Annotated in this window: 24 protein-coding genes and 2 pseudogenes; 15 read left to right on the top strand and 11 right to left on the bottom strand. The window is 63.1% G+C overall.

Annotated elements, in window-relative coordinates; genetic code table 11:
* The 3 genes from X771_RS164325 to X771_RS164335 are packed head-to-tail and all read left to right on the top strand — an operon-like array spanning nt 1 to nt 2,674.
* Complete coding sequence (locus X771_RS164325) at nt 1-1,884, top strand: ABC transporter ATP-binding protein (protein ID WP_023686139.1); 1,884 nt, start codon at nt 1-3, stop codon at nt 1,882-1,884.
* Nucleotides 1,885-1,887: 3 nt separating this feature from the next.
* A complete protein-coding gene (locus X771_RS164330) occupies nt 1,888-2,364 on the top strand; it encodes a GNAT family N-acetyltransferase (RefSeq protein ID WP_023686138.1) in 477 nt (158 codons plus the stop codon).
* A gap of 1 nt (nt 2,365) precedes the next feature.
* A complete protein-coding gene (locus tag X771_RS164335) occupies nt 2,366-2,674 on the top strand; it encodes a DUF6665 family protein (RefSeq protein WP_023686137.1) in 309 nt (102 codons plus the stop codon).
* A 20-nt stretch (nt 2,675-2,694) separates the two neighbouring features.
* On the opposite strand, the gene X771_RS164340 is transcribed toward X771_RS164335, so the two are convergent.
* Nucleotides 2,695-3,039 (bottom strand): cupin domain-containing protein, encoded by a 345-nt coding sequence (locus X771_RS164340; protein WP_023683696.1) that lies wholly within the window; start codon nt 3,037-3,039, stop codon nt 2,695-2,697.
* A gap of 314 nt (nt 3,040-3,353) precedes the next feature.
* Between X771_RS164340 and petA the strand changes: the two genes are divergently transcribed.
* From petA to X771_RS1000000167820, 6 genes and pseudogenes are all read left to right on the top strand, one after another.
* A complete protein-coding gene (gene petA, locus X771_RS164345; RefSeq protein ID WP_023670027.1) occupies nt 3,354-3,914 on the top strand; it encodes a ubiquinol-cytochrome c reductase iron-sulfur subunit in 561 nt (186 codons plus the stop codon).
* Nucleotides 3,915-3,930: 16 nt separating this feature from the next.
* Nucleotides 3,931-5,274, top strand: coding sequence for a cytochrome b N-terminal domain-containing protein (locus X771_RS164350; protein WP_023670028.1), 1,344 nt, complete (start codon nt 3,931-3,933; stop codon nt 5,272-5,274).
* Between the two features lie 23 nt (nt 5,275-5,297).
* Nucleotides 5,298-6,170, top strand: a complete 873-nt coding sequence (locus X771_RS164355; RefSeq protein ID WP_023670029.1) for a cytochrome c1 — start codon at nt 5,298-5,300, stop codon at nt 6,168-6,170.
* A gap of 186 nt (nt 6,171-6,356) precedes the next feature.
* Nucleotides 6,357-7,502, top strand: coding sequence for an alpha-hydroxy acid oxidase (locus X771_RS164360; RefSeq protein WP_023686136.1), 1,146 nt, complete (start codon nt 6,357-6,359; stop codon nt 7,500-7,502).
* Between the two features lie 9 nt (nt 7,503-7,511).
* Nucleotides 7,512-7,960 (top strand): annotated as a pseudogene (locus tag X771_RS01000000164560) (adenine phosphoribosyltransferase); the annotation flags it as partial.
* Nucleotides 7,961-7,962: 2 nt separating this feature from the next.
* Nucleotides 7,963-8,145 (top strand): annotated as a pseudogene (locus tag X771_RS1000000167820) (adenine phosphoribosyltransferase); the annotation flags it as partial.
* A 171-nt stretch (nt 8,146-8,316) separates the two neighbouring features.
* Here the strand turns inward: X771_RS1000000167820 and X771_RS164365 are convergent.
* From X771_RS164365 to X771_RS164395, 7 genes are all read right to left on the bottom strand, one after another.
* Entirely contained in the window at nt 8,317-8,781 is a 465-nt protein-coding gene (locus tag X771_RS164365) for a MaoC family dehydratase (protein WP_023686135.1), read from the bottom strand.
* Nucleotides 8,778-9,239 (bottom strand): MaoC family dehydratase, encoded by a 462-nt coding sequence (locus tag X771_RS164370; protein ID WP_023670033.1) that lies wholly within the window; start codon nt 9,237-9,239, stop codon nt 8,778-8,780. Before X771_RS164370 ends, X771_RS164365 begins: the two co-directional genes overlap by 4 nt.
* 78 nt (nt 9,240-9,317) lie before the next feature.
* Nucleotides 9,318-10,292 (bottom strand): magnesium/cobalt transporter CorA, encoded by a 975-nt coding sequence (gene corA, locus X771_RS164375; RefSeq protein WP_023686134.1) that lies wholly within the window; start codon nt 10,290-10,292, stop codon nt 9,318-9,320.
* Between the two features lie 211 nt (nt 10,293-10,503).
* Complete coding sequence (gene ychF, locus X771_RS164380) at nt 10,504-11,607, bottom strand: redox-regulated ATPase YchF (protein WP_023686133.1); 1,104 nt, start codon at nt 11,605-11,607, stop codon at nt 10,504-10,506.
* Between the two features lie 95 nt (nt 11,608-11,702).
* A complete protein-coding gene (gene pth, locus X771_RS164385) occupies nt 11,703-12,443 on the bottom strand; it encodes an aminoacyl-tRNA hydrolase (protein ID WP_023686132.1) in 741 nt (246 codons plus the stop codon).
* A gap of 21 nt (nt 12,444-12,464) precedes the next feature.
* A complete protein-coding gene (locus X771_RS164390; RefSeq protein ID WP_023686131.1) occupies nt 12,465-13,109 on the bottom strand; it encodes a 50S ribosomal protein L25/general stress protein Ctc in 645 nt (214 codons plus the stop codon).
* Between the two features lie 265 nt (nt 13,110-13,374).
* The gene (locus X771_RS164395; protein WP_245262497.1) at nt 13,375-14,607 is read right to left on the bottom strand and encodes an ROK family transcriptional regulator; all 1,233 of its coding nucleotides are present in this window, start codon (nt 14,605-14,607) and stop codon (nt 13,375-13,377) included.
* A gap of 239 nt (nt 14,608-14,846) precedes the next feature.
* Here X771_RS164395 and X771_RS1000000166155 point away from each other — a divergent pair, with 239 nt between their 5' ends.
* From X771_RS1000000166155 to X771_RS164410, 4 genes are all read left to right on the top strand, one after another.
* Nucleotides 14,847-17,408 (top strand): ATP-binding cassette domain-containing protein, encoded by a 2,562-nt coding sequence (locus tag X771_RS1000000166155; RefSeq protein WP_023686129.1) that lies wholly within the window; start codon nt 14,847-14,849, stop codon nt 17,406-17,408.
* Complete coding sequence (locus tag X771_RS164400) at nt 17,405-18,394, top strand: ABC transporter permease (RefSeq protein ID WP_023686128.1); 990 nt, start codon at nt 17,405-17,407, stop codon at nt 18,392-18,394. Before X771_RS1000000166155 ends, X771_RS164400 begins: the two co-directional genes overlap by 4 nt.
* 46 nt (nt 18,395-18,440) lie before the next feature.
* Nucleotides 18,441-19,442, top strand: a complete 1,002-nt coding sequence (locus X771_RS164405; RefSeq protein ID WP_031202339.1) for a rhamnose ABC transporter substrate-binding protein — start codon at nt 18,441-18,443, stop codon at nt 19,440-19,442.
* Between the two features lie 178 nt (nt 19,443-19,620).
* Nucleotides 19,621-20,382, top strand: a complete 762-nt coding sequence (locus X771_RS164410; protein ID WP_023686126.1) for a glutamine amidotransferase — start codon at nt 19,621-19,623, stop codon at nt 20,380-20,382.
* Between the two features lie 22 nt (nt 20,383-20,404).
* Here the strand turns inward: X771_RS164410 and X771_RS164415 are convergent, their stop codons facing one another.
* Nucleotides 20,405-20,836, bottom strand: a complete 432-nt coding sequence (locus tag X771_RS164415) for a MarR family transcriptional regulator (RefSeq protein ID WP_023670043.1) — start codon at nt 20,834-20,836, stop codon at nt 20,405-20,407.
* Nucleotides 20,837-20,986: 150 nt separating this feature from the next.
* Here X771_RS164415 and X771_RS164420 point away from each other — a divergent pair, with 150 nt between their 5' ends.
* Nucleotides 20,987-21,829, top strand: coding sequence for an alpha/beta hydrolase (locus tag X771_RS164420; RefSeq protein ID WP_155921599.1), 843 nt, complete (start codon nt 20,987-20,989; stop codon nt 21,827-21,829).
* 79 nt (nt 21,830-21,908) lie between these two features.
* Here X771_RS164420 and X771_RS164425 read toward each other — a convergent pair whose 3' ends face one another.
* Entirely contained in the window at nt 21,909-22,823 is a 915-nt protein-coding gene (locus X771_RS164425; protein WP_023686124.1) for an alpha/beta hydrolase, read from the bottom strand.
* Nucleotides 22,824-22,964: 141 nt separating this feature from the next.
* Nucleotides 22,965-24,209 carry an MFS transporter gene (locus X771_RS164430; protein WP_023686123.1) on the bottom strand — a complete coding sequence of 415 codons (1,245 nt, stop codon included), beginning with the start codon at nt 24,207-24,209 and terminating at the stop codon, nt 22,965-22,967.
* Nucleotides 24,210-24,412: 203 nt separating this feature from the next.
* On the opposite strand from X771_RS164430, the gene X771_RS164435 reads away from it, so the two are divergent.
* Complete coding sequence (locus X771_RS164435) at nt 24,413-25,285, top strand: helix-turn-helix transcriptional regulator (protein ID WP_023686122.1); 873 nt, start codon at nt 24,413-24,415, stop codon at nt 25,283-25,285.
* Nucleotides 25,286-25,306: the final 21 nt, after the last annotated feature.

Genomic DNA, 25,306 nt, shown 5'->3' with positions numbered 1-25,306 from the left:
ATGATGACAGCCGTCTATCGCTGGTTCGAGGACTGGGTCTATCCGTTCAGGGAGCCGGCGGACCTTCGGCCACCGTCAAGCGTCGGCGGCTTCCTCTGGCACTATGTCGGCCAGGCGAAGTTCGCCTTCTTCGCCATGCTGGTCATCGGCGGCATCGCGCCGCTGATCGAGGCCGGGCTGTTCTACTTCGTCGGGCGGCTGGTCGATATTCTCGACCAGCTTCCTGGCGAGCGCAGCTGGAATGCGCTGTGGACCGCCGCCGGTCCTGAACTGGTGTTCATGATCGTCGTGGTGGCGGTCATCCGCACAGTCGTCGTCGGCCTGTCGGCGCTGGTCAACGAACAGACGATCACGCCGGGCTTCTACAATCTGGTGCGCTGGCAGGCGCACCGGCATGTGTCGCGGCAGTCCTACACCTTCTTCCAGAACGATTTCGCCGGCCGTATCGCGACAAAAGTCTGGCAGGCCGGGCAGGCGACCGGCGACCTGATGGAGAGCTTCATCGAGGTCATCTGGTTCATGCTCATCTATACGGTGACGACCTTGGCGCTGGTCGCCGGGCTGGATCTGCGCCTGGCCGTGCTGGTGGTGATCTGGATCCTCGCGTTCGCCTGGCTGGCCAAGCTCTATCTGCCCTCGATCCGCAGGCATGCCGAGGCCACGGCTGAAGCTGGCTCGATGATCAATGGGCGCATCATCGATTCCTATTCCAACGTGCAGACGCTGAAGCTATTCTCGGCCGACGGCGACGACCGCTACATCAAGAACGGCTTCGACATCTATCTCGATGCACTACGGCCCTTCACCCGCCGGCTGACCGGCGTGCGCATGGCGCTGACGACGCTGTCGGGCATCATGATCACCGCGATTGGCTGCTTTGCCGTCTATCTCTGGGTCGAAGGGTCGATCACCGTCGGCGCCGTCGCGTTCACGCTGTCGCTGGTCTTGCGGCTCAACATGCTGCTCGGGCGCGTGATGATGCAGCTCAACGGCATATTGCGAAATCTCGGCGTCCTGGAAAACTCCAAGGCGCTGATCTCGCAGCCGCTTGGCCTTGTCGATGCGCCGGATGCGAAAGAGCTTGTCGTCGCCGGCGGCCGCATCGAGGTGAAGAATGTCGAGTTCCACTACGGCAAGGGTTTTGGCGTGCTGAATGGCATCGACCTTGTGGTCAAGCCTGGCGAGAAGGTCGGGCTGGTCGGGCCGTCGGGCGCGGGCAAGACGACGCTCGCCAACCTCATCTTGCGCCTCTACGACCTCGAGAGCGGCAAAATCCTGATCGACGGGCAAGACGTCGCCGAGGTGACGCAGAACTCGCTGCGCGCCAATATCGGCGTGGTCAGCCAGGACACGGCGCTGTTCCACCGCTCGCTGCGCGACAACATCAAGCTCGGCATGCCGGACGCGACCGAGGCCGAGGTGATCGCGGCGGCGAAGAAGGCCGAGGCGCACGAGTTCATATTGGGCCTGCGCGACAACCGGGACCGTACCGGCTACGAGGCTTTTGTCGGCGAGCGCGGCGTGAAACTGTCGGGCGGCCAGCGCCAGCGCGTCGCGATCGCCCGCGTCTTCCTCAAGGATGCGCCGATCCTGATCCTCGACGAGGCGACCTCGGCGCTCGATTCCGACATCGAGGCGGCGATCCAGGAGAATCTGGCCAGGCTGATGGAGAACAAGACGGTCATCGCCATAGCGCACCGGCTGTCGACCATCGCCGCGCTCGACCGTCTTGTGGTGCTGGACGGAGGCCGCATCGTCGAACAGGGCACGCATGACGAGCTGGTGGCGCTCGACGGGCTCTATGCGCGGCTGTGGAAGCGGCAGTCCGGCGGCTTCCTCTACCACGAGGAAAGCGTGCTGGAAGAGACACGGCCGGCGGAGTAGGGCATGGCAGCGTCGCCTGATATCGGCTACGTCCTCAAGCGGCTGCGGCCAACCGCGCCGGCCTTCGATGCGCTGAAGGAGGAGAGCCGGCTGGAAGGCTACTGGATGCTGGTGCGGCTGGCGGATGGCTGGGCGGGCGGCCGCAACAAGTTCCTGAAACGAGGCGAGGCGCTGTTTGGTGCATGGCATGGCCGAGAACTCGCTGGTGTGTGCGGGTTGAACATCGATCCTTATTTCGAAGGCAGGGACCACGGCCGGGTCAGGCACCTGTTCGTCAGCGCGCGTCATCGCCGCAGCGGCATTGGCCGCATGCTGGTCGAGACCGTCATTGACAGGGCACGTCAGCATTTTGCCGTGCTGAACACCCGCGCGCCACAAGAAGCCTTTGGGTTCTATGAACGGCTTGGTTTCCAGCCGGTGGTGAGCGAAGAATTCGTCACGCACCGCATGATGCTCTCTCAAGACAGAAAAGGAGGCTGAGATGTCACTGCGTCCGCCATCCCTAGGCGCCTCGGCTGCCGAAGCCGCGTTCGACGCCCTCGGCCATGAGATACTGGCTGAAAAGGCCGCAGCGCTCGGCCGTGCCGGCCAACGGGTCGAGGAAACGGTGGCCAAGCTCCGTCAGAACAACGGCGACGAGGAGCAGCGACCGCGGCTGCTCAAGGAGGCTGCCGCGGCGGTGCACGCCTATTTCATCCAGCGTGAACTCTGCGGCCTGCGCCGGCATGAGTCGGCCATCCGCGAATACGACATCCCAAGGGCCGTGCTGGTCAGGCTCGGTGCAAGCTAGAGGTCACCAGCCGGCGACAATCATTCCAGCCATTCGGTGATGAAGCTGCCGTTTTCGTGGATGTCGGTCGTTTCGAGCGGGCCTGGGCCAAGATTGGTGAATTTGTGCGGCGTATCGGGCGGCACGATCAGGATCTGGCCGGCCGTGGCCTCTATCTGCTGGTCGCCGATCGTGAACAGGCCGGTGCCTTGCCGGATGATGAAGATTTCACAATAGGGATGCGTGTGCAGGCGCGGGCCGCCGCCAATCTCTTCCTGATAGTTGAAAATCAGGCAGGAGTTGGAGTCGTAGGCGCCGCATTGCAGTTCGCCCTGCCAGCGGCCGGGCGTCCTGGTCCAGGTCTCGCGGTCGATAATATGTGCCATGCCGGCGAGACTAGATCACGGCAACCTGTCCTGTCGAGACAGGCGGGGAGCCTCGGATTTGCTGATATTTCCCTGTTGTTTAGCCGCCTTTGCCGACCTTTGGGCATCTGGCCAACTGACGCGCTGTTCTGTCCCCGCGACAATCTGCCCTTGTGGCTTCAGCCCGCTGGACAAAAACGGGCTTCACGCATAAACCGAAATCCAAATGCCGGAGGAATTCGCTAGCTTGTTCGCCATGCGCTGTCGGGCCGGCGCGATGGAGCGGGGACAAAGCTCGGCCGCCGGCTCGGAAGAGGCGAAAGGATCAGGCACCCGTGAGCGCAACCGACACCCAGGATCCCAACCGTCGTGATTTTCTCTACGTCGCCACCGGCATGGCCGCAGTCGTTGGCGCAGGCGCCGTTGCCTGGCCGTTCATCGACCAGATGCGCCCCGATGCCTCGACGCTGGCGCTCGCCTCGGTCGAGGTCGACGTCGCCTCGCTGACGCCTGGCATGTCGCTGATTGTCAAATGGCGCGGCAAGCCGGTCGTGGTGCGCAACCGCACCGAGCAGGAGATGAAGGACGGCGAGGCCGTGAACCTTGCCGACCTCAAGGATCCTATTGCCCGCAACGCCAATCTGCCCGCCGATGCGCCGGCGACCGACGCCAACCGCACCACGCCCGGCAAGGAAGCCTGGATGGTGATGGTGCAGGTTTGCACGCATCTGGGGTGCATTCCGCTTGGCCAGGAAGGCGATTTCGGCGGCTGGTTCTGCCCGTGCCACGGTTCGGTGTACGATACCGCCGGCCGCATCCGCAAAGGCCCGGCGCCGGAAAATATGGCCGTGCCGGTATTCAAGTTCATTTCCGATACCAAAATCCTTATCGGTTGAGGCAGGGGATAATTCGATGAGCGAGGGACACTCGACCTATACGCCCAAGACCGGTATCGAACGCTGGTTCGACGCCCGCATGCCGCTGCCGCGCATGGTCTATGACAGCTTCATCGCCTATCCGGTGCCGCGCAACCTCAACTATGCGTGGACCTTCGGCGGCATCCTCACGATCATGCTGGTGGCGCAGATCCTGACCGGTATCGTGCTGGCCATGCACTATACCGCCGACACCAATCTCGCCTTCAATTCGGTCGAGAAGATCATGCGCGACGTCAATTCGGGCTGGCTGTTGCGCTACATGCATTCCAACGGCGCCTCGTTCTTCTTCGTCGCCGTCTACATCCACATCTTCCGCGGGCTTTATTACGGCTCCTACAAGGCGCCGCGCGAGCTGCTGTGGATCCTCGGCTGCATCATCTATCTGCTGATGATGGCGACCGGCTTCATGGGCTATGTGCTGCCCTGGGGTCAGATGAGCTTCTGGGGCGCCACCGTCATCACCGGCTTCTTCAGCGCCATTCCGCTGGTCGGAAACTGGATCCAGGAACTGCTGCTCGGCGGTTTTGCCGTCGACAACCCGACGCTCAACCGCTTCTTTGCGCTGCACTATTTGCTGCCGTTCATGATTGCCGGCGTCGTCGTGCTGCACGTCTGGGCGCTGCACGTGGTCGGCCAGTCGAACCCGACCGGCATCGAGGTGAAATCGAAGACCGACACCGTTGCCTTTACGCCCTATGCGACCATCAAGGATGCATTCGGCATGATCGTGTTCCTGTTCTTCTTCGCCTATTTCGTCTTCTACCTGCCGAACTTTCTCGGCCATCCGGACAATTACACGATCGCCAACCCGCTGAAGACGCCGGCCCACATCGTGCCGGAATGGTACTTCCTGCCGTTCTACGCGATCCTGCGCGCCATCACCTTCAACATCGGGCCGATCAACTCCAAGCTCGGCGGCGTGCTGTGCATGTTCGGCGCCATCGTCATGCTGTTCCTGGTGCCGTGGCTCGACACCTCCAAGGTGCGCTCGGCGGTCTACCGGCCCTGGTACAAGCTGTTCTTCTGGCTGTTCGTCGCCGACGCTGTCCTGCTTGGCTGGCTTGGCTCGCAGCCGGCGGAAGGCGGCGGTCTGTTGACCCTCCTGATAGGTGAGGTCTCGGGCAACTACGTTGGCTACGCTCAAGCGGCGACACTGTTCTACTTCGCCTTCTTCCTCGTCATCCTGCCGGTGCTTGGCCTGATCGAGACGCCACGCAGACTGCCGAATTCGATCACCGAGGCGGTGCTGGAGAAGAACAAGGGTGCCGGAGGGGGACATCCGGCCGGTGCGACCGCGGCGCCGGAAACCAAAGGCTGAGTGAGAATCTAAGGGGATTTGGCATGAAAAAGATTCTCACCTCGCTCGCCCTGCTAGGCGTGTTTGCCGCTGGCATCGGAGCCGTCGGCAGTGTGGCGATCGCCGCTGAAGAGGCGCACAACGCGGCGGCACCGACGCATTTCCCGATCCACGAGCCGAAGGAGATGGACTGGACTTTTGCCGGTCCGTTCGGCACCTACGACAAGGCGCAGCTGCAGCGTGGCTTGAAGGTCTACAAGGAAGTCTGCTCGGCCTGCCACTCGATGAATCTGGTGGCGTTCCGCACGCTGGAGGACCTCGGCTATTCGGAAGCGCAGATCAAGTCCCTGTCGGCCGAGTACACCATCCATGATGGACCCAACGATGCCGGCGACATGTTCGACCGGCCGGGCAAGCCGTCAGACCATTTCCCGGCGCCGTTCGCCAATGAGGAGGCGGCTGCCGCTTCCAACGGCGGCGCTGCCCCACCGGATATGTCGCTGCTGGCCAAGGCGCGCGGCGTCGAGCGCGGCTTCCCGCGCTTCGTCTTCGACATCTTCACGCAATACGCGCAGGGCGGCCCGGACTACATCCATTCTCTGCTGACAGGCTACGACGAGACGCCACCTGCCGGCATGGTGATCCCCGAAGGCACCCACTACAATCCATACTTCATGTCCGGCGTGTCGCTGAAGATGCCCAAGCCGCTCTCCGACGGCCAGGTCACCTACGATGACGGTTCGCCGCAGACGATCGACCAGTATTCGCGCGACGTCTCGGCGTTCCTGATGTGGGCGGCCGAGCCGCATATGGAAGACCGCAAGAAGACCGGCTTCCGCGTTCTGGTGTTTCTGCTTCTGTTCGGCGCGCTGATGTATCTGACCAAGCGCAAGGTGTGGGAAGGCGTGGCGCACTAAGCCGCATCTTATTCCTCGGAAATGGAAAGGGCGTCTTCGGACGCCCTTTTTGCTTGCCAAACCGGGCATGGTTCGCATCTTGGCGCAGCAGCCGTCCAGTAAGAACTCCGTTGGCACGGCGCCATGCGATTGGTATTGCACGCGCGCCCGGCGGATCGCCGGCTAAAGGGGCATTTGGGATCGATGATGCGGCTACGCGACTGTCACAACTTTTCCGATTTCCGGCGCATGGCCCAGCAGCGGTTGCCGGGGCCAATCTTCAACTACATCGATGGCGCGGCCGACGACGAGGTCACCTATCGCCGCAACACCGAGAGCTTCGAGCGCTGCGACCTCGTTCCCAACGTGCTGCGCGGGGTAAGCGAGATCGACATGTCGGTGACGGTGATGGGCCAGAAGCTGGCCATGCCCGTCTATTGCTCGCCGACCGCCTTGCAGCGGCTGTTCCATCATCAAGGCGAGCGCGCGGTGGCCAAGGCTTCGGCCAAATTCGGCACTATGTTTGGCGTGTCCTCGCTCGGCACCGTCAGTCTTGAGGAAGCGCGCAAGATCAGCAGCAGCCCGCAGGTCTACCAGTTCTATTTCCACCGGGATCGCGGCCTCAACCGGGCGATGATGCAGCGGGCGAAAGCGGTTGGAGTCGAAGTGATGATGCTGACCGTCGACAGCATCACCGGAGGCAACCGCGAGCGCGACAAGCGCACCGGCTTTGCCATCCCCTTCAAGCTCAACCTTGCCGGCATGCTGCAGTTCGCGCTGAAGCCGGGCTGGGCGATCAACTATTTCACCCATGAGGGGTTCAAGCTGCCGCAGCTCGACGAGCATGTCGACATGGGCGGCGGCACGATGTCGATCAGCCGCTACTTCACCGAGATGCTCGATCCGTCGATGACCTGGGACGATGTTGCCGAGATGGTCAGACTGTGGGGAGGTCCGTTCTGCCTCAAGGGCGTCATGTCGGTGGAGGATGCCAAGCGCGCCGTCGAGATCGGCTGCAGCGGCATTGTGCTGTCCAACCATGGCGGCCGGCAGCTGGACGGCTCGCGGGCGGCGTTCGACCAGCTGGCCGAGATCGTCGATGCCGTCGGCGACAGAATAGACATCATCATGGATGGCGGCGTGCAGCGCGGCACCCATGTGCTGAAGGCGCTGTCGCTCGGCGCCAAGGCTGTTGGCGTCGGCCGCTATTATCTGTTCCCCCTGGCGGCGGCCGGACAGCCGGGCGTCGAGCGGGCGCTGGAGCAGATGCGGATCGAGATCGAGCGCGGCATGAAGCTGATGGGCTGCAGTTCGATCGAACAATTGTCGCGCAACAACCTCCGTTTCAGGTAATCTCGACCAATGAAATCCTCGCTCGAAGACACGCTGCTCGCCGCGATCCGCACCATTCCGGACTACCCCAAGCCCGGCATCCTGTTTCGCGACATCACCACTTTGCTCGGCAATGCGCGCGCCTTCCGCCGGGCCATCGACGAGCTGGTGCATCCCTATGCCGGGCAGAAGATCGACAAGATCGCCGGCATCGAGGCACGCGGCTTCATCCTCGGCGGTGCGGTCGCGCACCAGCTTTCGGCCGGTTTCGTGCCGATCCGCAAGAAGGGCAAGCTGCCTTACGAGACGGTACGCGTCGCCTACAGCCTGGAATACGGGCTGGACGAGATGGAGATGCACAAGGACGGCGTTGCGCCGGGCGAGAAGGTGATCCTGGTGGACGACCTGATCGCGACCGGCGGCACGGCGGAGGCGGCGGTCAAGCTGCTGAGGCAGATCGGCGCCGATATTCTTGCCGCNCCTGGTTGACGACCTGATCGCGACCGGCGGCACGGCGGAGGCGGCGGTCAAGCTGCTGAGGCAGATCGGCGCCGATATTCTTGCCGCCTGCTTCGTCATCGACCTGCCGGATCTCGGCGGACGGGCGAAGCTCGAAGCGCTGGGCGTGCCGGTGCGGACGTTGATCGGGTTTGAGGGGCATTAGAGAGTAGGGAGAAGGGAGTAGGGAGTAGGGAGTAGGGAGTAGGGAGTAGGGAGTAGGGAGTAGGGAGTAGGGAGTAGGGAGTAGGGAGTAGGGAGTAGGGAGGGAAGCTCCGCATTCCGTGCAAGGCGCAGCACCCACTGCTGCCTAATCCCTACTGCCTAAACCCTAGCCCTACCCAGCCTTCACCAGCACCGCGCTGTCGAACTCCAGCACCTTGTCGCCCGTCGAATCGAATCCTTCCGAGCGCAGCGCGAGCAGCCGCCAGCCGGGGCGATTGGCCAGCGGGCGGTGGGAGACGGCCGTGCGGGTGAAGGTGACGGTTTCTCCGGCATAGACCGGCTTTGGCCATTTCAGGCTCCTGAAGCCGGGGGAGGGGCCGAATTCTGGTACCGGGCCGGGTCCGGTCCATTGAGAAGCGTCCATAGGATTTTTGAGATTGAGCTTCATCCAGGTGGCCGCGGTGTGCCAGCCTGAGGCGCAGAGGCGGCCGAACACGCTTTTCTTTGCGGCCTCCTCGTCGACATGAAAGACCTGTGGATCGTATTTGCAGGCGAACGCCTTGATCGCCTCGGCTTCGAATGTGTGCGAACCGAGGTTGATGGTATCGCCGATGCGGAAGAACGCGTCGAGGCTCATGCGCCGGCCTCGCGGGTCAAGAACATGACAGTGTTCTCAAGTTCGAAGACGCTTTCACCGCGCTGGTTGAACAGTTCGCTGCGCAAGGTGACGAGGCCGAGCTGAGGCCTGGATTTCGACAGGCGCCTGGCAAGCACGCTGGTGCTGCCGGCCAGTGTGTCGCCGGCCAGCACCGGCTTCTTCCATTTGACCTGGTCGATGCCGGGCGCGCCTTGCGCGGTCGAGTCGAGCAGGAAGGCGTCGCACAGCATGCGCATGAAGATCGCGCAGGTGTGCCAGCCGGAGGCGGCCAAGCCGCCAAGGATGCTGGCCTTGCCGGCGGCTTCGTCGAGATGCATCGGCTGCGGGTCGAATTCGGTGGCGAATTCGATGATTTCGGCCGCACTCACCTGCTTGGCGCCGAGGTCGATCGATGCGCCCTCGGTGAAATCCTCGTAGGCCCAGCTTTTTGCGGTCATGATCCCAATCCGGTTGTACGATCACCGGGCATCCGGATGCCGTCCGGGCGGCGTTTGGTCAAGCGAATTCTATTGGGCCTACAACCAGCCGCGGCGGCGGAAATACCAGAACGGCAGGATCGCCGACAGGATCATCAGGCCGATGGCGAAGGGATAGCCGAGCTCCCATTTCAGCTCCGGGATGACGTCGAAATTCATGCCGTAGATCGAAGCCACCAGCGTCGGCGGCAGGAAGATGACGGCGGCGACCGAGAAGATCTTGATTATGGCGTTCTGCTCGATCGAGATCATGCCGAGCGTCGCGTCGAGCAGGAACGAGATCTTCTGCGACAGGAAGGTGGCATGGTCGGCGAGCGACAGCACGTCGCGCGATACTGTCTTGATGCGGGCGCGGACGTCCTTGCTCATCTTGATCTGGGTCGCGACGTGGGCAAGGAAGCCGGTGAGGCGCTGCAGCGAGATCAGGCTGTCGCGGATCGAGGAGGCAATGTCTTCCTTGCGGCCTATGGCCTTGAGCAGTTCCTGGAAATCGCGATTGCGCTTGTTCACCTTGGTCGACCGCGCCTCGAAAATGTCGCGCGAGATCGTCTCGATGTCACGGCCGGCGCGTTCGAGAATATCGGCTAGGCGATCGACGATCGCCTCCAGCAGGCCGATCAGGATGGTGTTGCCGGTGGTGCAGCCTGTCGCCACCTTCTCGGCGCGCAGCGGAAAGGTCTTGAACGCCTTCGGCTCATGATAGCGGATGGTGACCAGTCTCGGGCCGGCAAGCACAAAGGTAACCGGTGACATCAAGGGATCATCGATTTCGGTCTGCGCCGGCAAGGTGGCGGTCATGAAGTAGGCGCCGTCCTCGATGTAGAGGCGGCTCGAAATCTCGATCTCCTCCATCTCCTCGCGCGTCGGGATGGCAACACCGAGCCAAGTCTCGATCGTTGTTTCTTCTTCCTTGGTCGGGTTGAGAAGGTCGGCCCAGACGACCTGATCGCCATTGGCCACGAGATCGTCGGCGGGGCGCAGGCGGTCATTGTCGACGACGAAGGCCTTGATCATCGCCGCTCTCCATTGGTTGAGCCCAAGAGGTTCCGTTCGATAGCGATGGGTCTTGCACGCGCGGCAGTTCCCACGGCCACGGCCAATCGGATGCAGAGGGCCTTAGACCCGGTGCCAAGGGCAGTCAAGCGAAGCGGCAGGCTGGCTCCTCCACTTGACGCAGCTGTGATCGGCCGCGGTCAGCGCGCGAGCCGCGAGATGCCTCGGCGTCTCAGGTGTTGAACTTGAACAGCAGGACGTCGCCGTCCTGGACGACATATTCCTTGCCTTCGTCGCGCGCCTTGCCGGCTTCCTTGGCCGCCACTTCGCCGCCCAGTGTGACGTAGTCGTTATAGGCGATGGTCTGGGCGCGGATGAAGCCGCGCTCGAAATCGGTGTGGATGACGCCGGCCGCCTGCGGGGCCTTGTCGCCCTTGTGGATCGTCCAGGCGCGGGTCTCCTTCGGCCCGGCGGTGAAATAGGTGATGAGATGCAACAGATCGTAGCCGGCGCGGATGACCTTGTTGAGGCCAGGTTCGTCGAGGCCGAGCGAGGACAGGAACTCCATCTCTTCCTCGTCGGAGAGCTGGGCGACTTCGGCTTCGATCGCGGCTGAGATCACCACGGTGCCGGCGCCCTGCGCGGTCGCCATCTTTTCCACGGCCCTGGTGTGCTCGTTGCCGGTGGCGGCGTCGGCTTCGGCGACGTTGCATACATAGAGCACGGGGTGCGAGGTCAAGAGGTTCAGTCCCTGCAGGATGCGCAGGTCTTCCGCTGAAATGCCGTTGAGCAGGATGCGGGTCGGCTTGCCGGCCTGGAGGAGCTCGAGTGCGGCCTCCATCATCGGCAGCACGGTGGTTGCTTCCTTGTCCTTGCTGCCGGCGCGCTTGCGGATCTGCACGATGCGGCGCTCGAGGCTGTCGAGGTCGGCGAGCATCAGCTCGGTCTCGACCGTATCGGCGTCGGCGACAGGGTCGATCTTGCCCTCGACATGGGTGATGTCGTCATCCTCGAAACAGCGCAGCACATGCACGATGGCGTCGACCTCACGGATGTTGGCGAGGAACTGGTTGCCCAGCCCTTCGCCCTTGGAGGCGCCGCGCACCAGGCCGGCGATGTCGACGAAGGAGATGCGGGTCGGGATGATCTCCTTAGACTTGGCGATTGCGGCGATCTTCTGCAGCCGCGGATCAGGCACCGCCACCTCGCCGGTGTTCGGTTCGATGGTGCAGAACGGATAGTTGGCGGCCTGCGCCGCCGCCGTCCTGGTCAATGCGTTGAAAAGCGTCGACTTGCCGACGTTGGGCAAGCCAACGATGCCGCATTTGAAACCCATGTGTCCGGTCCTATCGGGAAACTAGAAATTTGATGAGGGCTATGGGCGATAGGGGTGAGCAACGTCAAGCCCCGCAGTCCCGATCCTATCGACGCTCAGTCCTTCTTGCCGAACAGTTTCTTCAGCATGGCGGCCATAGGGCCGCTTTCCGGCAGCTTGGCCGGCGCCTGCTGTGGCCGTGCCTGGCGGATGTGGCTCTGGGCTTTCGGGCTCTGCGTGTTCGGCGCCTTGGGCGGCGGGCGGTCGTCGTCGCTGGTCGGCACGAGCTTGTCGCGAAGCGCCAGCGTGATGCGGTTCATGAAGGAACTGTCTTCGCCCTTGGCCAGCAGCCCGGCATCGTCGGCGATGGTGTCGAGCAGCACGTCCAGCCACTCGCGATCGGCCTTGGCGAAGTCGCCGAGAACATGGGACTGCACCATTTCCCGGACGCCGGGGTGTCCGACGCCGATGCGCACGCGGCGGAAGTTCTTGCCGACATGCTGGTCGAGCGAGCGGATGCCGTTGTGGCCGCCGGCGCCGTCGCCGACTTTGACCCGCAATTTGCCGGCCGGCAGGTCGATCTCGTCGTAAAAGACGGTCAGCGCCTCGGGGCCGAGCTTGTAGAAGCGCAGGGCTTCGCCGACCGGCTGTCCCGACAGGTTCATGAAGGTCTGCGGCTTGATCAGAAGAATCTTTTCGCCGGCAATCGTGCCTTCGGCGATCAGGCCCTGGAACTTCTTCGACCAGGGCGAAAACGAATGGCGGCGGGCAATTGCGTCCGCCGCCATGAAGCCGACATTGTGCCGGTTATCAGCGTATTTCGCGCCCGGATTGCCGAGGCCTGCAAAGACAAGCATCGTGAACTCCGGGCCCGAAAATTACTTCTCTTCGGCAGCAGGGGCCGCCGCTTCGGGGGCTGCCGCTTCCGCCGTCTCTTCCGTCTCCGGCTTCATCGCCGAGGAACCGGCAATGGTCGCGATGGTGAAGTCGCGATCGGAGATCACCGGCTTGACGCCGGCCGGCAAGGTAACCGCCGAGATGTGGATCGAATCGCCAATGTCGGCGCCGGTGAGATCGACGGTGATGAATTCCGGGATCGCATTGGCCGGGCAGTGGAACTCGACTTCGTGACGCACGATGTTGAGCACGCCGCCGCGTTTGATGCCGGGCGACTTGTCTTCATTGATGAAGTGGACAGGCACGTCGACGTTGACCTCGGTGTCCTTGCCGATGCGCAGGAAGTCGACATGGACCGGGAAATCCTTGACCGGGTCGAGCTGGAAATCCTTGGGCAGAACCTGGATTTTCTTGCCGTCGACATCGATCGTGGCGATCGTGGTCAAAAACCCGCCGCCATGGATTTTGTAGAAGACGTCCTTGTAGTTCAGCGCAATCGCCAGGGGAGGCTGTCTGTCGCCGTAGATAACTGCAGGCACTTTACCGTTGCGGCGAACTGCACGGGCGGACCCCTTACCGACCTGTTCGCGCGCTTCGGCCTTGAGCTCGTAAGTATCGTGGCTCATGGCATTTCCTTTCGCGTTTTATGGAGCGTTTGCGGTGGCAGTGTGCCTGGACCGTAAACGTCGAAAGCCGCCAGGCCTGGATGTCCGAATGCCAGAAACCGCATACGCGGAGCTTTGTTCGGGATCACAAGGGAAGGCAGCCTTCCGCCGCGTTGCCTCCAAGGGTGTCTACGCGGGTGGCGGCTCTATAGCGGAAGGCGGGCAGGCGTGCAAGCCATGGCGGGCAAGGGCGGCCGATGCCTGCGTTGGGCGCGCCGCATTGCGCTCAGGCCGGCAGGTCGGTGGGCGGATTTGATCCGTTTCCCTTGGCGCCGCCGAGCGTGGACAGAGCGCTCAGCAGTTTCGTCCGGTCCTTGCCGATCATGAGCACGCCGCTGTCGGGCGCCAGCAGCGCCGAGAACGGAAGCATGGCAGCGCCGATCGAGGAGGCCTCAGGGCCGAATTGCCCCGACACGATCTCCGGCGTCACGATGCCGATTGCGCTGGCCTGGTTGAACTGGGTCTGCACCCTTGCCAGCAGTTCGAGATGGATCGGCCTGGGCAGGATCGAGTCGAGAACGATGGCCTCGATGTCGATGATGGAGGTGATGGCGATGATCGCCTCGACCAGCGCGCTCGCACAATCGTCGATCCATTCGAACAGCGGCACGCGCGCTTCGGGTGGCAACGGATCGAGTTCCCGCACACGATTGATCACCACGCCGCGCGACCTCAGGTGATTGACCAGCACATAGATCGAGGCGCGATGCAGCAGGCTCTGGTAGCGCGCAGGCTTCGCCGCCACCGAATCGAGGCTTGAGGGCGAGACCGGCAAGGGTCCGAGGGCAGCGCTGTTGCCATGCGGCCCGGTATGGACCCTGCCGCCTTGCACCAGGCCGCCGCCGACAAAAGTGTCGATCGAGATGTGCATGAAATCGCGAAAGCGGGCGCCGGCGCCCTGGACAAGTTCGGCCAGCGCCGCCGACGTGGCGTCGTTTTCCACGAACACCGGCGTCTTCGCCGGCGTGGCAAAGCATGTCGTCAGGTCGATCGCCTCCCAGCGGCTGCCGAGATCGTCGGGAAAGCCGAGTTCCTCGCTCCAGCCGCCGAGGAAATAGGGTGAGGCAATGCCGACGCCGACGATGCTGGCATCGCCAAGCCCATCTACCAGCTTTTCGAAGGTGGCCAGCGCCATGTTGCCGGCCTTCAGCACCAAATCAGGATCGGGGAAGCGGTATTCGTGCGACTCTCTTGCGCGGATTTCACCGGCGAAGTCGACCAGAACGGCTTCAAGCGCACGCCGGCCGATCTTGATGCCGACGCTGTAGATGCGCTCCGGCGTCAGCCGGTACAGCGTGGAGGGCGAACCGCGCTGCCCGAACCTTTTTCCCACTTGCTTTACGAATCCGGAAGATTCCAGGCCGTCGACGATGGCAGCGACGGCCGCCGGCGTCAGGCTTGCCGCGCGCGCCAGATCGGACTTGGAGGCTTCCTTGAGGCGACGGATGGCGTCGAGCACGAAACGCTCATTATAGTGCCGAACTTTGACAGAATTGCTGCCTTTCCCTGACAAACCCGCACTCCCCAAATGTCCCATTCCCGGCGCGAAGCCCGCAAACCACCTGCGGCCGAGCGCACCCTGCGGTGCCTATGTTGGCGGCGACAGTGCGCGTCGGAACCATGGAAGTCAATTTTGCCGTTGCGCCTTTGCGCTATTTAATATAGCAAATTGAATAAATAACTAGTCAGGGAGGAGACGTGCTGCACTCGGGCACACAAAGCGAAGCCGACGCTGCGGTGGTGCGGGCTGTTCCCGTTGCCCTGGTTCAGGCGACGAAGGCTTTCGGCGGCACGATTGCGCTCAAGGACGCCTCCTTCGAATTGCGCTCCGGCGAGGTGCTGGCGCTGCTTGGCGAAAACGGCGCCGGGAAGAGCACCTGCGTGAAGCTTCTGGCCGGTGTGCATTCTCCCACCAGCGGTCATGTCGAGGTTGACGGCAAATCAGCCGTCTTCCATTCGCCGCATGACGCGCAGGCGGCCGGCATTGCGGTCATGCACCAGCATCCTGGCTTGTTTCCCGATCTGTCGGTGGCGGAGAACATCTATCTCGGCCACATGCCGCGCGACCGCTTTGGCGGCATCGACAATGCCGCCATGCTGGCCGGCGCCCGCAAGGTGCTGGCTACCGTCGGGCTCGACGTGCCGGCGGCAACGCGGCTGGGAACACTGCGTACCTCTGAACAACAACTGGTCGAGATCGCCCGCGCGCTGTCGCTGGATGCCCGCGTGCTGATCATGGACGAGCCCACGGCGGCGCTGTCACAGCGCGAGGTCGAGCGGCTGTTTTCCGTCGTTGCCGATCTCAGGCTGCATGGCGTGGCGATGATGTTCGTCGGCCACCGCATGGATGAAATCTTCCGCATCGCCGACCGCATCGCCGTGCTGCGTGACGGGCGCCTGATCGGCGTCAAGCCGAAGGCCGAGCTTGGCCGCGCTGCCGCCATCAGCATGATGGTCGGGCGTGAAGTCACCGACCTCTATCCCGAACGGCGCCATGCCTCAGGCGCGCTGGTGCTGGAGGCGAAGGGACTTTCGCGCGCCGGCGGGTTTGCCGGTATCGACCTCAAGCTTCACGCCGGCGAGGTGCTGGGGCTTGGCGGCCTGGTCGGCAGCGGACGCACCGAGATTGCGCGCGTGCTGTTCGGTATCGACCGGCCCGACGCCGGCGAAATCCTGATCGACGGCAAGCCCGTGCAGTTCGCCTCGGCGCGCGACGCCATGGATGCGCGCATCGCCTATGTGTCGGAAGATCGCATGGGCCAGAGCCTGGTGATGGATTTCTCCATCCTCGACAATGCGGTGCTACCTGTTCTCGACAAGGCCGCACAACGCGGTCTCTACGGCACCGACCGCGCCATCGGTCTGGTGGCGGACTGGCTGAAGCGCATGAAGCTGCGCTTTTCCGGTTATGGGCAGCCGGTGAAAGAGTTATCCGGCGGCAACCAGCAGAAGGTGGTGCTGGCCAAATGGCTGCGCACCGAGCCGCGCGTGCTCATCCTCGACGAGCCGACGCAAGGCATCGATGTCGGTACCAAGGCGGAAGTGCATGCAATGATCGCTGACCTTGCCGCGCAAGGCATGGCGATCCTGCTGATCTCGTCAGAGATGCCCGAGCTGATCGGCATGTGCGACCGCATTATCGTGCTGCGCGAAGGCCGCCAGACTGCTGAGTTTTCGCGCGGACAAGCCACGCAGGAAAAGGTACTGGAAGCGGCGACCAGGACCGATGAACGTGCCGGCCAGGCAGCGCAGATAGAACGCGCCGCCGAGGAGGAAAAGGCAAAAGGACCGTTCGATTTTCTGAAGCGGCGGGAATTCGGCCTGCTTGCGGCGATGCTCGCCGTCGCCATTCCGGTCACCATCATCAACCCGCGCATGGTGAGCGCGGCGAACCTCACCGCTGTGTCGATGGACGCGGCCTTGCTGATTGTCGCCGCACTGGCGCAGATGCTGGTGCTGATCACCCGCAACATCGACCTGTCGATCGCAGCTGTGATCGGCCTCTCCGCCTATATGGCGGCCAGCATGGTTCAGGCCTATCCCGGATTGGACATCGACATCGGCCTGATCACCGCCTGCGCGGTCGGCGGCTTTGCCGGACTGCTCAACGGCCTTGTCGTTACCAGGGGAAAGATCCCGGCCATCGTCGTTACGCTGGCTTCGATGTCGATCTTCCGCGGTTTCAACTCGATCTGGGCGGCGGGCGACCAGGTCAGCGCCGACGAAGTCACGCAAGCCTGGCTCGACATGACCGGGCTGAAGATCGCAGGCGTGCCGCTGATCGTCATCATCGCTATTGTCATCCTGTGCGCCGGCTATGTGCTGCTCTATCGCACCGCAACCGGGCGCGAGCTGTTTGCCACCGGTTCCAACCCGGACGGCGCAAGGCTGATCGGCATTCCGGTCGACCGGCGCATTCTGCTGGCCTTCGGCATGGCCGGCCTGCTCGGCGGTCTGTGCGGGGCGCTGTGGGCATCGCGCTATGCCACCATCGATGCCCGCGTCGCGCTCGGCTTCGAACTCACGGTGATCGCCTCTGCAGTGGTCGGCGGCGTCGCCATCCGCGGCGGCTCGGGCACGCTGCTCGGCATCATCCTTGGCGCGCTCACTCTCTTGGTCATCAAGAACGGGCTGACGCTGGTGCGTGTCGACCCGCTCTGGCTGCAGGGCGTCTATGGCCTGGTGATCCTGGTTGCCATCGGCATCGACACCTTCATCGTGCGGCGTGCCGAACAGGCAAGACAGGCGAGGGCGAGATGAGAAAGTTTATCCGCTCGATCGACTTCTGGGATCTGCTGCTGGCGACCGCCTGCCTCGCCGTCTTCATCTATGCGGCGGTCTTCGTGCCGAATTTCGTCTCCGGCTTCAACCTCTCGCAATTGGCCGCAAGCGCCTCGGAAAAGGCGTTGCTGATCCTGCCGATGACGCTGCTCATCATCACCCGTGAGATCGACCTGTCGATCGCCTCGGTGCTGGCGTTGACATCCGTGATTTTTGGCCTGCTTGTCCAGGCTGGCGTGCCGACGCTGGCCGCCATTCCGCTGACGCTCGTCTTCGGCGGCCTGCTCGGCGCCTTCAACGGCTATCTGGTGTCGGGCCTCGGGTTGCAGTCGCTGGTGGTGACGCTCGGCACCATGGCGCTCTATCGGGGCATTGGCTACATCCTGCTCGGCACCGGTTCGGTCAACATATTGCCGCCGGCGGTTGTCGATTTCGGCATCAGCAATCTGCCGGGCACACAAATCCCGTGGACCATCGTGCCGTTCCTGCTGCTGGCGCCGATCTTCGCGGTGGTGCTGCAGAAGACGCCGACCGGCAAGCGCATCTATGCGCTTGGCGGCAGCCCCGAAGTGGCGCGCTATTCCGGCATTGACACGCGCCAAATGGTGCTGAAGCTTTTCGTCGTTTCGGGCCTCGTCGCGGCCATCGCCGGCATCGTCTACACCGCGCGCCTTTCCAACGCCCGCGCTAACAATGCGCTCGGCATGGAACTCGACGTCATCACCATCGTGCTGCTCGGCGGCGTCAGCGTCTTCGGTGGCAAGGGGCGGCTCACGGGGGTCATGCTGGCGCTGCTGTTGATCGCCATCATCCGCAACGTGCTGGCGCTCAATCAGATCGGCGGCGACGCCCAAGGCATGATCATCGGCCTGCTCCTGATCGGCTCGCTGCTGGTCGGCAACTACTGGCGCTCCCTGGAGGAGCGGCTGTCAAGATCGCGCGTCCTGCGCGAAACCAAGGGGTGATCTCGGGCCCCTTTCTTCAAGCCCGAATTCTGACGGAGGAGACACAATGAAAGCGTTTAGAATAGCCCTGCTCGCATCCGCGGTTCTGCTTGCGCCGGCCTCGCTGGCCTACAGCCAGGAATGCGCCAAGGAACCGGTGACCGTCGGCTTCCTGCCCAAGCTCGACACCGATCCCTACTTCAAGGTGGCTTTCGGCGGCGCCGAAGAGGCGGCGAAGGAAATTGGCGGCACCGCCACCCAGGTCGCCCCGTCGCAGGCGACGGCCGAGGCACAGATCGAATTCATCAACAGCCTTGTGTCGCAGAAGGTCGGCGTCATCGCTATCGCCGGCAACGACGCCAATGCCGTTGCGCCTGCGCTGAAGCGCGCCGTTCAGCAAGGCGTCCGGGTGATCTCGTACGATTCCGACGTCGCGGCCGATGCGCGCGCGGTGTTCGTGAACCAGGTGAAGGGCGACAGTCTGGCCGAAATGATGCTGGAAAGCGCATTCAACCTCAGCGGCGGCGGAGGTGAGTTCGCCATCCTGTCGTCGACGCCGACGGCGACCAACCAGAACGCCTGGATCGACTTCATGAAGGCGAAGATGGCGGCAGAGCCGAAATACGCCAAGATGAAACTGGTGCAGGTCGCCTATGGCGAGGAGAGCGAGCAGGTCAACCAGCAGCAGGCCTTGGCGCTGGTGCAGGCGTTTCCGGATCTCAAGGTGATCATCGTGCCGGCAGGCATAGGCCTTCCGGCGGCCGCGCGCGCACTCGAGGAAGCCGGTATGATCGGCAAGGTCAAGCTGACCGGCCTTGCGCCGGCCACTTTGATTTCGAAATACATCAAGGATGGCGCTGCCCAGGATATCTGGTGGAATGTCACCGATCTCGGCTACCTGACCTATCAGGCGGCCCAGGCGCTGGCGCAGTGCAAGATCACCGGCAAGGAAGGTGAGAAGTTCACGGCAGGCAGGCTCGGCGAGTACACGATCGGCGCCAGCGGTGAACTGATCCTCGGCCCGGCCAAGATCGTGACGCCGGAAAACCTGGCCGAGTTCAAGTTCTAGAGCGTTTCACCGTTTCACGGAAACGGCGAACCGCTCTATCCCTTTGTTTTACGCAATTCCGGACGGAAAACCGGTCACACTTTTCCTGGAATTGCTCTAAGCCTCCCAAGGCTTTGCGGGCGCCGGTTCGAGCCGGCGCTCGCCTTTCAATCCTCAGTCGAACAGTGCGAGGGCGACGATGAAACTCTTGCTGGCAGGCGAGACCTTCGCGGCGACGACCTCGGTCGCCGCCGGCGGCGATGTGCTGACGAGTGCGACGTGGGTAAACGGCGCGACGGCCTTCAATGCCGCACTTGCCGCAGAGGGCATAGCGGTGACGCAGATCGGTGGCGATCGTTGCGCGGCCGAATTTCCGTATGACCTCGACGCGCTGGCCGAATACCAGGCGGTGGTGATCTCCGATGTCGGCGCGCTGACCTTGCTGGTCACGCCGGAGGCCCGCGCCGGGCGCATCGGCGTCAACCGCCTCGACGTCCTCAAGGCCTATGTCGAAGGCGGCGGCGGGCTGATGCTGACCGGCGGCTATTTGGGGTTCCAGGGCATGTTCGGCACGGCGCGTTTCCACGACACCCCGGTCGAGGACGTGCTGCCCGTGCGCTGCCTGCCATTCTCGGACGGGCTGGAAGTGCCGCAAGGCCTGCAGCCGTCGATCCTTCAGGCGTCGCATCCAATCCTTGCCGGTGTCGCGGGCCCGTTGCCGCCGATCCTCGGCATGAACAAACTCGATTTCAGGCGCGATGGCTCGTCCCAGCTGCTGGCGACCTGCCATTATCGTGGCACGGACTGGCCGCTGCTTGCTGCTCGCAGCGTTGGCCACGGCCGCACTGTCGCCTGGGCGACGGATATCGGCCCGCACTGGCTGTCGCAGGACTTTCTCGGCTGGCCGCTCTACGGCAAGCTGATGGGCAACGTCGTGCGCTGGCTGGCCGGCAAGGATTAAGCCTGGCGTGTTTGTAGGGCAGCTAGTCCGGCTTGCTGCTCAACGCTTCGCGCAGCGCCTGGATCCGCCGATTCAAGGCATCGAGATCAGCCATCGTCATGCCCGAGCGTTCGATCAGGGTTTCGTTGAGGCAGTTGCACTGGACGAGCAGCGCGCGGCCGGCAGGCGTCAGGTCGACCTGCACTTGGCGCTCGTCCGTCTGGCTGCGCTGGCGGGTGACGAGACCGGCCTGTTCCATGCGCTTCACCAGCGGCGTGATGGTGCTCGATTCCAAAGCGAGCCTGTGCGCAATCGAGCCGACCGACATCCCGCCGGCTTCGGCAAGTGCGTTCAGCACGAGATATTGCGGATAGGTGATGCCCATCTCGTCCAGCATGGGCTTGTAGGTGCGATTGATTGCCATGCTGGTGGCGTAAAGCGTGAAGCAGAGCTGGTTGTCCAACGGGAGAGGCACGAGGCATTCCTTTGCCGACTGAGCACATCAATATGTACCACGAAAAATGATATCGCGATACATATTTTCTGTAGACAAGGATTTGGACCTGCGCTAGTCGTATGGTTATCGCGATATTGATTATCGCGGAAGCAATCAATGGAGAGCGAGATGACCAAGCCCGGCAGCAGCACGATCACCACCAAGGACGGCACCGAAATTTTCTACAAGGATTGGGGAACGGGACAACCCATCGTCTTCCATCACGGCTGGCCGCTGAGCAGCGACGACTGGGACGCCCAGATGCTGTTCTTCCTGTCCAAGGGCTATCGCGTCATTGCCCATGACCGGCGCGGCCATGGCCGCTCCACCCAGACCGATACCGGCAACGAGATGGACACCTACGCCGCTGATGTCGCGGAGCTTGCGGCGCATCTCGACCTCAAGGACGCGATCCATGTCGGCCATTCCACCGGTGGCGGCGAAGTGGCCCGCTATGTCGCGAAGTACGGTTCCGGTGGCCGTGTCGCCAAGGCCGCACTGCTCGGCGCGGTGCCGCCGATCATGCTGAAGACGGCGGCCAATCCGGGTGGCCTGCCGATCGAGGTGTTCGATGGTTTCCGCTCCGCCCAGGCAGCCAACCGCGCCCAGTTTTTCCACGATATTGCGGCCGGCCCGTTCTACGGCTTCAACCGCCCCGGCGCCCAGGTATCGCAGGCTGTCGTCGAGAATTGGTGGCGCCAGGGCATGATGGGCGGCACCAAGGCGCATTATGATTGCATCAAGGCGTTCTCGGAAACCGACTTCACCGACGATCTGAAGGCCATCGACGTGCCGGTGCTGGTCATGCATGGCGACGACGACCAGATCGTTCCCATCGCCGACTCCGCCCTGCTCTCGGTCAAGCTGCTCAAGAAGGGCGAGCTCAAGATCTACAAGGGCTTCCCGCATGGCATGGCGACCACCCATGCCGATGTCATCAACGCCGACCTGCTGGCCTTCTTCAAGGCCTAGAATCGTCCACCTGGATAGGCAAAGCACCCGCCGTCAGGCGGGTGCTTTTGGTTTCGTCGAAATGTCAGCGGGACAGTGCCTACTTATCGAGAAAACCAGTGATCAGCTTGACGGTGTCGTCGGGGTTTTCCTCCATGATCCAGTGTCCGGAAGCGGGCACGATGCCGCCCGTGACATCGGTCGCAACAAGCCGCAGGAGATCGGCCTGCGTAGTGCCAGCGGATTTTTCACCGCCGACAGCCAGTACCGGCATGGTCAGTTTGCCGCCGGCGGCGAGCATCGCCTGGTTGTCGATCGCATCCTGGTCGAAGGCTTTGAACTGCTCGAAAGCATCATGCATCGCATGCGGACGGGCATAGAGCTTGGCGTAGTGCTTGCGCGTGGCCTCGTCGATCTTCTTGGGGTCAGCCGACAGTTCGTTGTAGAAGCGATCGAGATAGATGCGCTCGCGCCCTGCGACCAGCCGCTCCATATCCGGGCCGCGGAAGTTGAAGTGCCAAAGCAGTGGGCTTTGCTTGATCTTTTCCCAATCGCCGATGCCGGGCAGCGGCGCATCGATGATGACCCATTTGGTGATGCGCTTGGGATATTGCGCGGCAAGCGCATAGCCGACCATGTTGCCGATGTCGTGGGTGACGAGATCTGCCTTGTCGATCTTCAGGGCATCCAACACGCCGGCGATGTCTACGGCCTGGCTCTTCTTGGCGTAGCCCGCTTCCGGGTGGGCCGACAGACCCATGCCGCGCAGGTCCGGCACGATGACGGTGTGGTCCTTTGCGAGGGCGATGGCCGCGGCGCCCCACATGTCTCCGGTATCGGCAAAGCCGTGCAGCAGCACGACGGCGGGACCCTTGCCGCCAACGCGCACATAGAGTTTGGTGCCGTTGGTTTCGACGGACTGCGTCTTGAAACCCGGCGGAAAGGGAACGATGCGTGCCGTCGCCGGCAAGGTAACAAGAAGCACACCCAATACGGCCAATACGATCTTGCGCATGTCATCCCCCAGAGACGTCGAAGGCCCCAAGCCTTCGTTGATGACTATCTCTAGCAGGCTTTTCAACCAGCGCATGGTGAAAGAATCACAGAGGGCGCAGCAATGCCGCGCCCTGCGTCAAATCCGCAAAATCGACCGGTTTTATCTGGCCGCCGCTTGCGCCTTCCTGGCTTCCTTCATGTTGGGCAGGAACACCGTCAGCAGGCCGAGCAGCGGCAGATACGAGCAGATCTGGAAGACGAAATCGATGCCCTTCATGTCGGCGACGACGCCGAGCACAGCGGCTGCAATGCCGCCCATGCCGAAGGCGAAGCCGAAGAAGATCCCGGCGATGGTGCCGACACGTCCCGGCACCAACTCCTGCGCAAACACGACGATGTTGGAGAAGGCCGAGGACAGGATCAGGCCGATCAGCACCGTCAGCATCATCGTCCATTCGAAATTGGCGTAGGGCAGCGCCAGCGTGAACGGCAGCACGCCGACGATCGAGAACCAGATCATCGCCTTCTGGCCGTAGCGGTCGCCGAACGGTCCGCCGAGCAGGATGCCCAGCGCCGAGGCGCCGAGGAACAGGAACAGCATGACCTGGCTCATCTGCACCGACACGCCGAACTTATGGATGGAATAGAAGGTGTAGTAGCTGGAGAGCGAGGCGATGTAGGCGTTCTTGGTCAGCACCAGCAGCGTCAGCACCGCCAGCGCTCCCATCACCTTCTTGCGCGGGAAGGGGGAGACGAAGCTTGCCGCCTTGCGATTGCCCTGCGCGGCGCGCATCCGGCTGTACCAGCCGCCGACCCGCGACAAAACGATGATGCCGATCAGAGACCCGACGGCGAACCATGAAATGCTGGTCTGGCCGAAGGGCACAACGATGAAGGCAGCGAGCAGCGGCCCCATCGACTGGCCGAAATTGCCGCCGACCTGGAACAAAGATTGCGCCAGGCCAAAGCGGCCGCCGGAGGCAAAGCGGGCAATGCGCGAGGATTCCGGATGGAAGATCGCCGAGCCGATTCCGATCAGCGAGGCGCCGACCAGAAGCAGCGCATAGTGGCCGGCATAGGCCAGAACGATCAGGCCAATCAGCGAGGACGCCATGCCGTAGGGCAGCGAATAGGGCATTGGCCGCTTGTCGGTGATCATGCCGATGACCGGCTGCAGCAGCGACGCAGTGACCTGGAAGGTGAAGGTCAGAAGACCGATCTGCCAGAAATCGAGACCGTAATTCTCTTTCAGCAGCGGATAGATCGCCGGCAGCAGCGATTGCATGATGTCGTTGATGCCGTGGCAAAAGCTCACCGCCAGAATGACGGTGAAGGCGGTCGCCTGGGCTGAAGGGAGGCTGGCGCTTGGCTGCGGTGCAATGCTGGTGGCTGTCGTATCGGTCAAGGCAGGCTCCGAGGTCTTTTTGGCGGGTGTTTGCCCGCGGGCAGGCTTGGCGGCCGCTCCCGCGGACCGCCTTAAGGACGCTCGTCTGAAGCGCTTGGGCGACGCCCCTGCGGAGCGCCTTGGGGATGGCTGCCTTATAAGCCGCTTGCGAGGCGACTTCTTTCGTGGTTTGGTCCAATAGTTTCGCAAGTGGGCCATAGCCGATGCCACATGGCAGGGACATCTTCCGCGCCGGCAATGCCGATCTCGGCCGATTGCACGAAAGCCGCTGGCAGTGGCTGGAGGAGGTTTCCGGGCCGGCGGTGGCTTTGCCGACCGAATATCCGGACGGTTACCTCGTGCCGCAACACCGCCACAGCCGCAGCCAACTGCTGCATGCGCTGGTCGGTGTCGTGCTGGTGACGACCAGGTACGGGCGCTGGATGGTGCCGCCCGACCACGCAATGTGGATACCGGCCGGCACCGAGCATTCTGTCGAAATGCTGGGCGACGTCTCGATGCGCTCGGTCTATGTCATGCCGGGCGCTATCCCCGGCCTGCCGGAAGGCTTGCGTGTCGTCGGCGTCACCGAGCTGATGCACAGCCTGATCGTAGAATCGGAAAAGCTGCCGCAAGGTGGCGAACTGGAAGGCCGCGGCGGGTTGATCATGAACCTCTTGCTGCACGAGATCCCGACCTTGCCGGAACGGCCGCTCGGGCTGCCGTTCCCGTCCGACCCGAAGCTGGCGGCGCTCTGCCGACGCTTTGTCGCGGCACCTTCGCCGCACGCCACGATCGACGAGTGGGCGGATGCCGCAGGCATGAGCCGCCGTTCGTTCACCCGCGCCTTCCAGCGCCAGACCGGACTGTCCTTGTCGACTTGGCGCCAGCAGGCCTGCCTGTTTGCGGCACTTCCCAGGCTCGCCGATGGCGAGCCGATCACCAGGGTGGCGCTCGACCTCGGTTATGACAGCGTGCCGGCATTCATAACCATGTTCAAGCGCATGCTCGGGGCCTCGCCGCGCGGCTATATGCGCGGCGCCCGCGACGAAGGCATGCGGCGGGCTCAGCCTCGACTTGAGGCCCCGGCGCCGTAGCGCCAGGAAAAAGCCCGCAGC

It is taken from the genome of Mesorhizobium sp. LSJC269B00, assembly GCF_000502815.1.
Lineage (GTDB): Bacteria > Pseudomonadota > Alphaproteobacteria > Rhizobiales > Rhizobiaceae > Mesorhizobium.
Note: the sequence above shows the minus strand (reverse complement) of the source record. Positions and strands in the feature narration are given on the sequence as shown.

Bases quoted from the DNA above. Each gene is read 5' to 3' on its own strand.
- X771_RS164325 (WP_023686139.1), top strand. From the start codon at position 1: ATGATGACAGCCGTCTATCGCTGGTTCGAGGACTGGGTCTATCCGTTC.
- ychF (WP_023686133.1), bottom strand. From the start codon at position 11,607: ATGGGTTTCAAATGCGGCATCGTTGGCTTGCCCAACGTCGGCAAGTCG.
- X771_RS164335 (WP_023686137.1), top strand. From the start codon at position 2,366: ATGTCACTGCGTCCGCCATCCCTAGGCGCCTCGGCTGCCGAAGCCGCG.
- X771_RS164410 (WP_023686126.1), top strand. From the start codon at position 19,621: ATGAAACTCTTGCTGGCAGGCGAGACCTTCGCGGCGACGACCTCGGTC.
- X771_RS164405 (WP_031202339.1), top strand. From the start codon at position 18,441: ATGAAAGCGTTTAGAATAGCCCTGCTCGCATCCGCGGTTCTGCTTGCG.
- X771_RS164420 (WP_155921599.1), top strand. From the start codon at position 20,987: ATGACCAAGCCCGGCAGCAGCACGATCACCACCAAGGACGGCACCGAA.
- X771_RS164330 (WP_023686138.1), top strand. From the start codon at position 1,888: ATGGCAGCGTCGCCTGATATCGGCTACGTCCTCAAGCGGCTGCGGCCA.
- X771_RS164365 (WP_023686135.1), bottom strand. From the start codon at position 8,781: ATGAGCCTCGACGCGTTCTTCCGCATCGGCGATACCATCAACCTCGGT.
- pth (WP_023686132.1), bottom strand. From the start codon at position 12,443: ATGCTTGTCTTTGCAGGCCTCGGCAATCCGGGCGCGAAATACGCTGAT.
- X771_RS164350 (WP_023670028.1), top strand. From the start codon at position 3,931: ATGAGCGAGGGACACTCGACCTATACGCCCAAGACCGGTATCGAACGC.
- X771_RS164360 (WP_023686136.1), top strand. From the start codon at position 6,357: ATGCGGCTACGCGACTGTCACAACTTTTCCGATTTCCGGCGCATGGCC.
- X771_RS164370 (WP_023670033.1), bottom strand. From the start codon at position 9,239: ATGACCGCAAAAAGCTGGGCCTACGAGGATTTCACCGAGGGCGCATCG.
- X771_RS164435 (WP_023686122.1), top strand. From the start codon at position 24,413: ATGCCACATGGCAGGGACATCTTCCGCGCCGGCAATGCCGATCTCGGC.
- X771_RS164425 (WP_023686124.1), bottom strand. From the start codon at position 22,823: ATGCGCAAGATCGTATTGGCCGTATTGGGTGTGCTTCTTGTTACCTTG.
- X771_RS164355 (WP_023670029.1), top strand. From the start codon at position 5,298: ATGAAAAAGATTCTCACCTCGCTCGCCCTGCTAGGCGTGTTTGCCGCT.
- corA (WP_023686134.1), bottom strand. From the start codon at position 10,292: ATGATCAAGGCCTTCGTCGTCGACAATGACCGCCTGCGCCCCGCCGAC.
- X771_RS164340 (WP_023683696.1), bottom strand. From the start codon at position 3,039: ATGGCACATATTATCGACCGCGAGACCTGGACCAGGACGCCCGGCCGC.
- X771_RS164400 (WP_023686128.1), top strand. From the start codon at position 17,405: ATGAGAAAGTTTATCCGCTCGATCGACTTCTGGGATCTGCTGCTGGCG.
- X771_RS164390 (WP_023686131.1), bottom strand. From the start codon at position 13,109: ATGAGCCACGATACTTACGAGCTCAAGGCCGAAGCGCGCGAACAGGTC.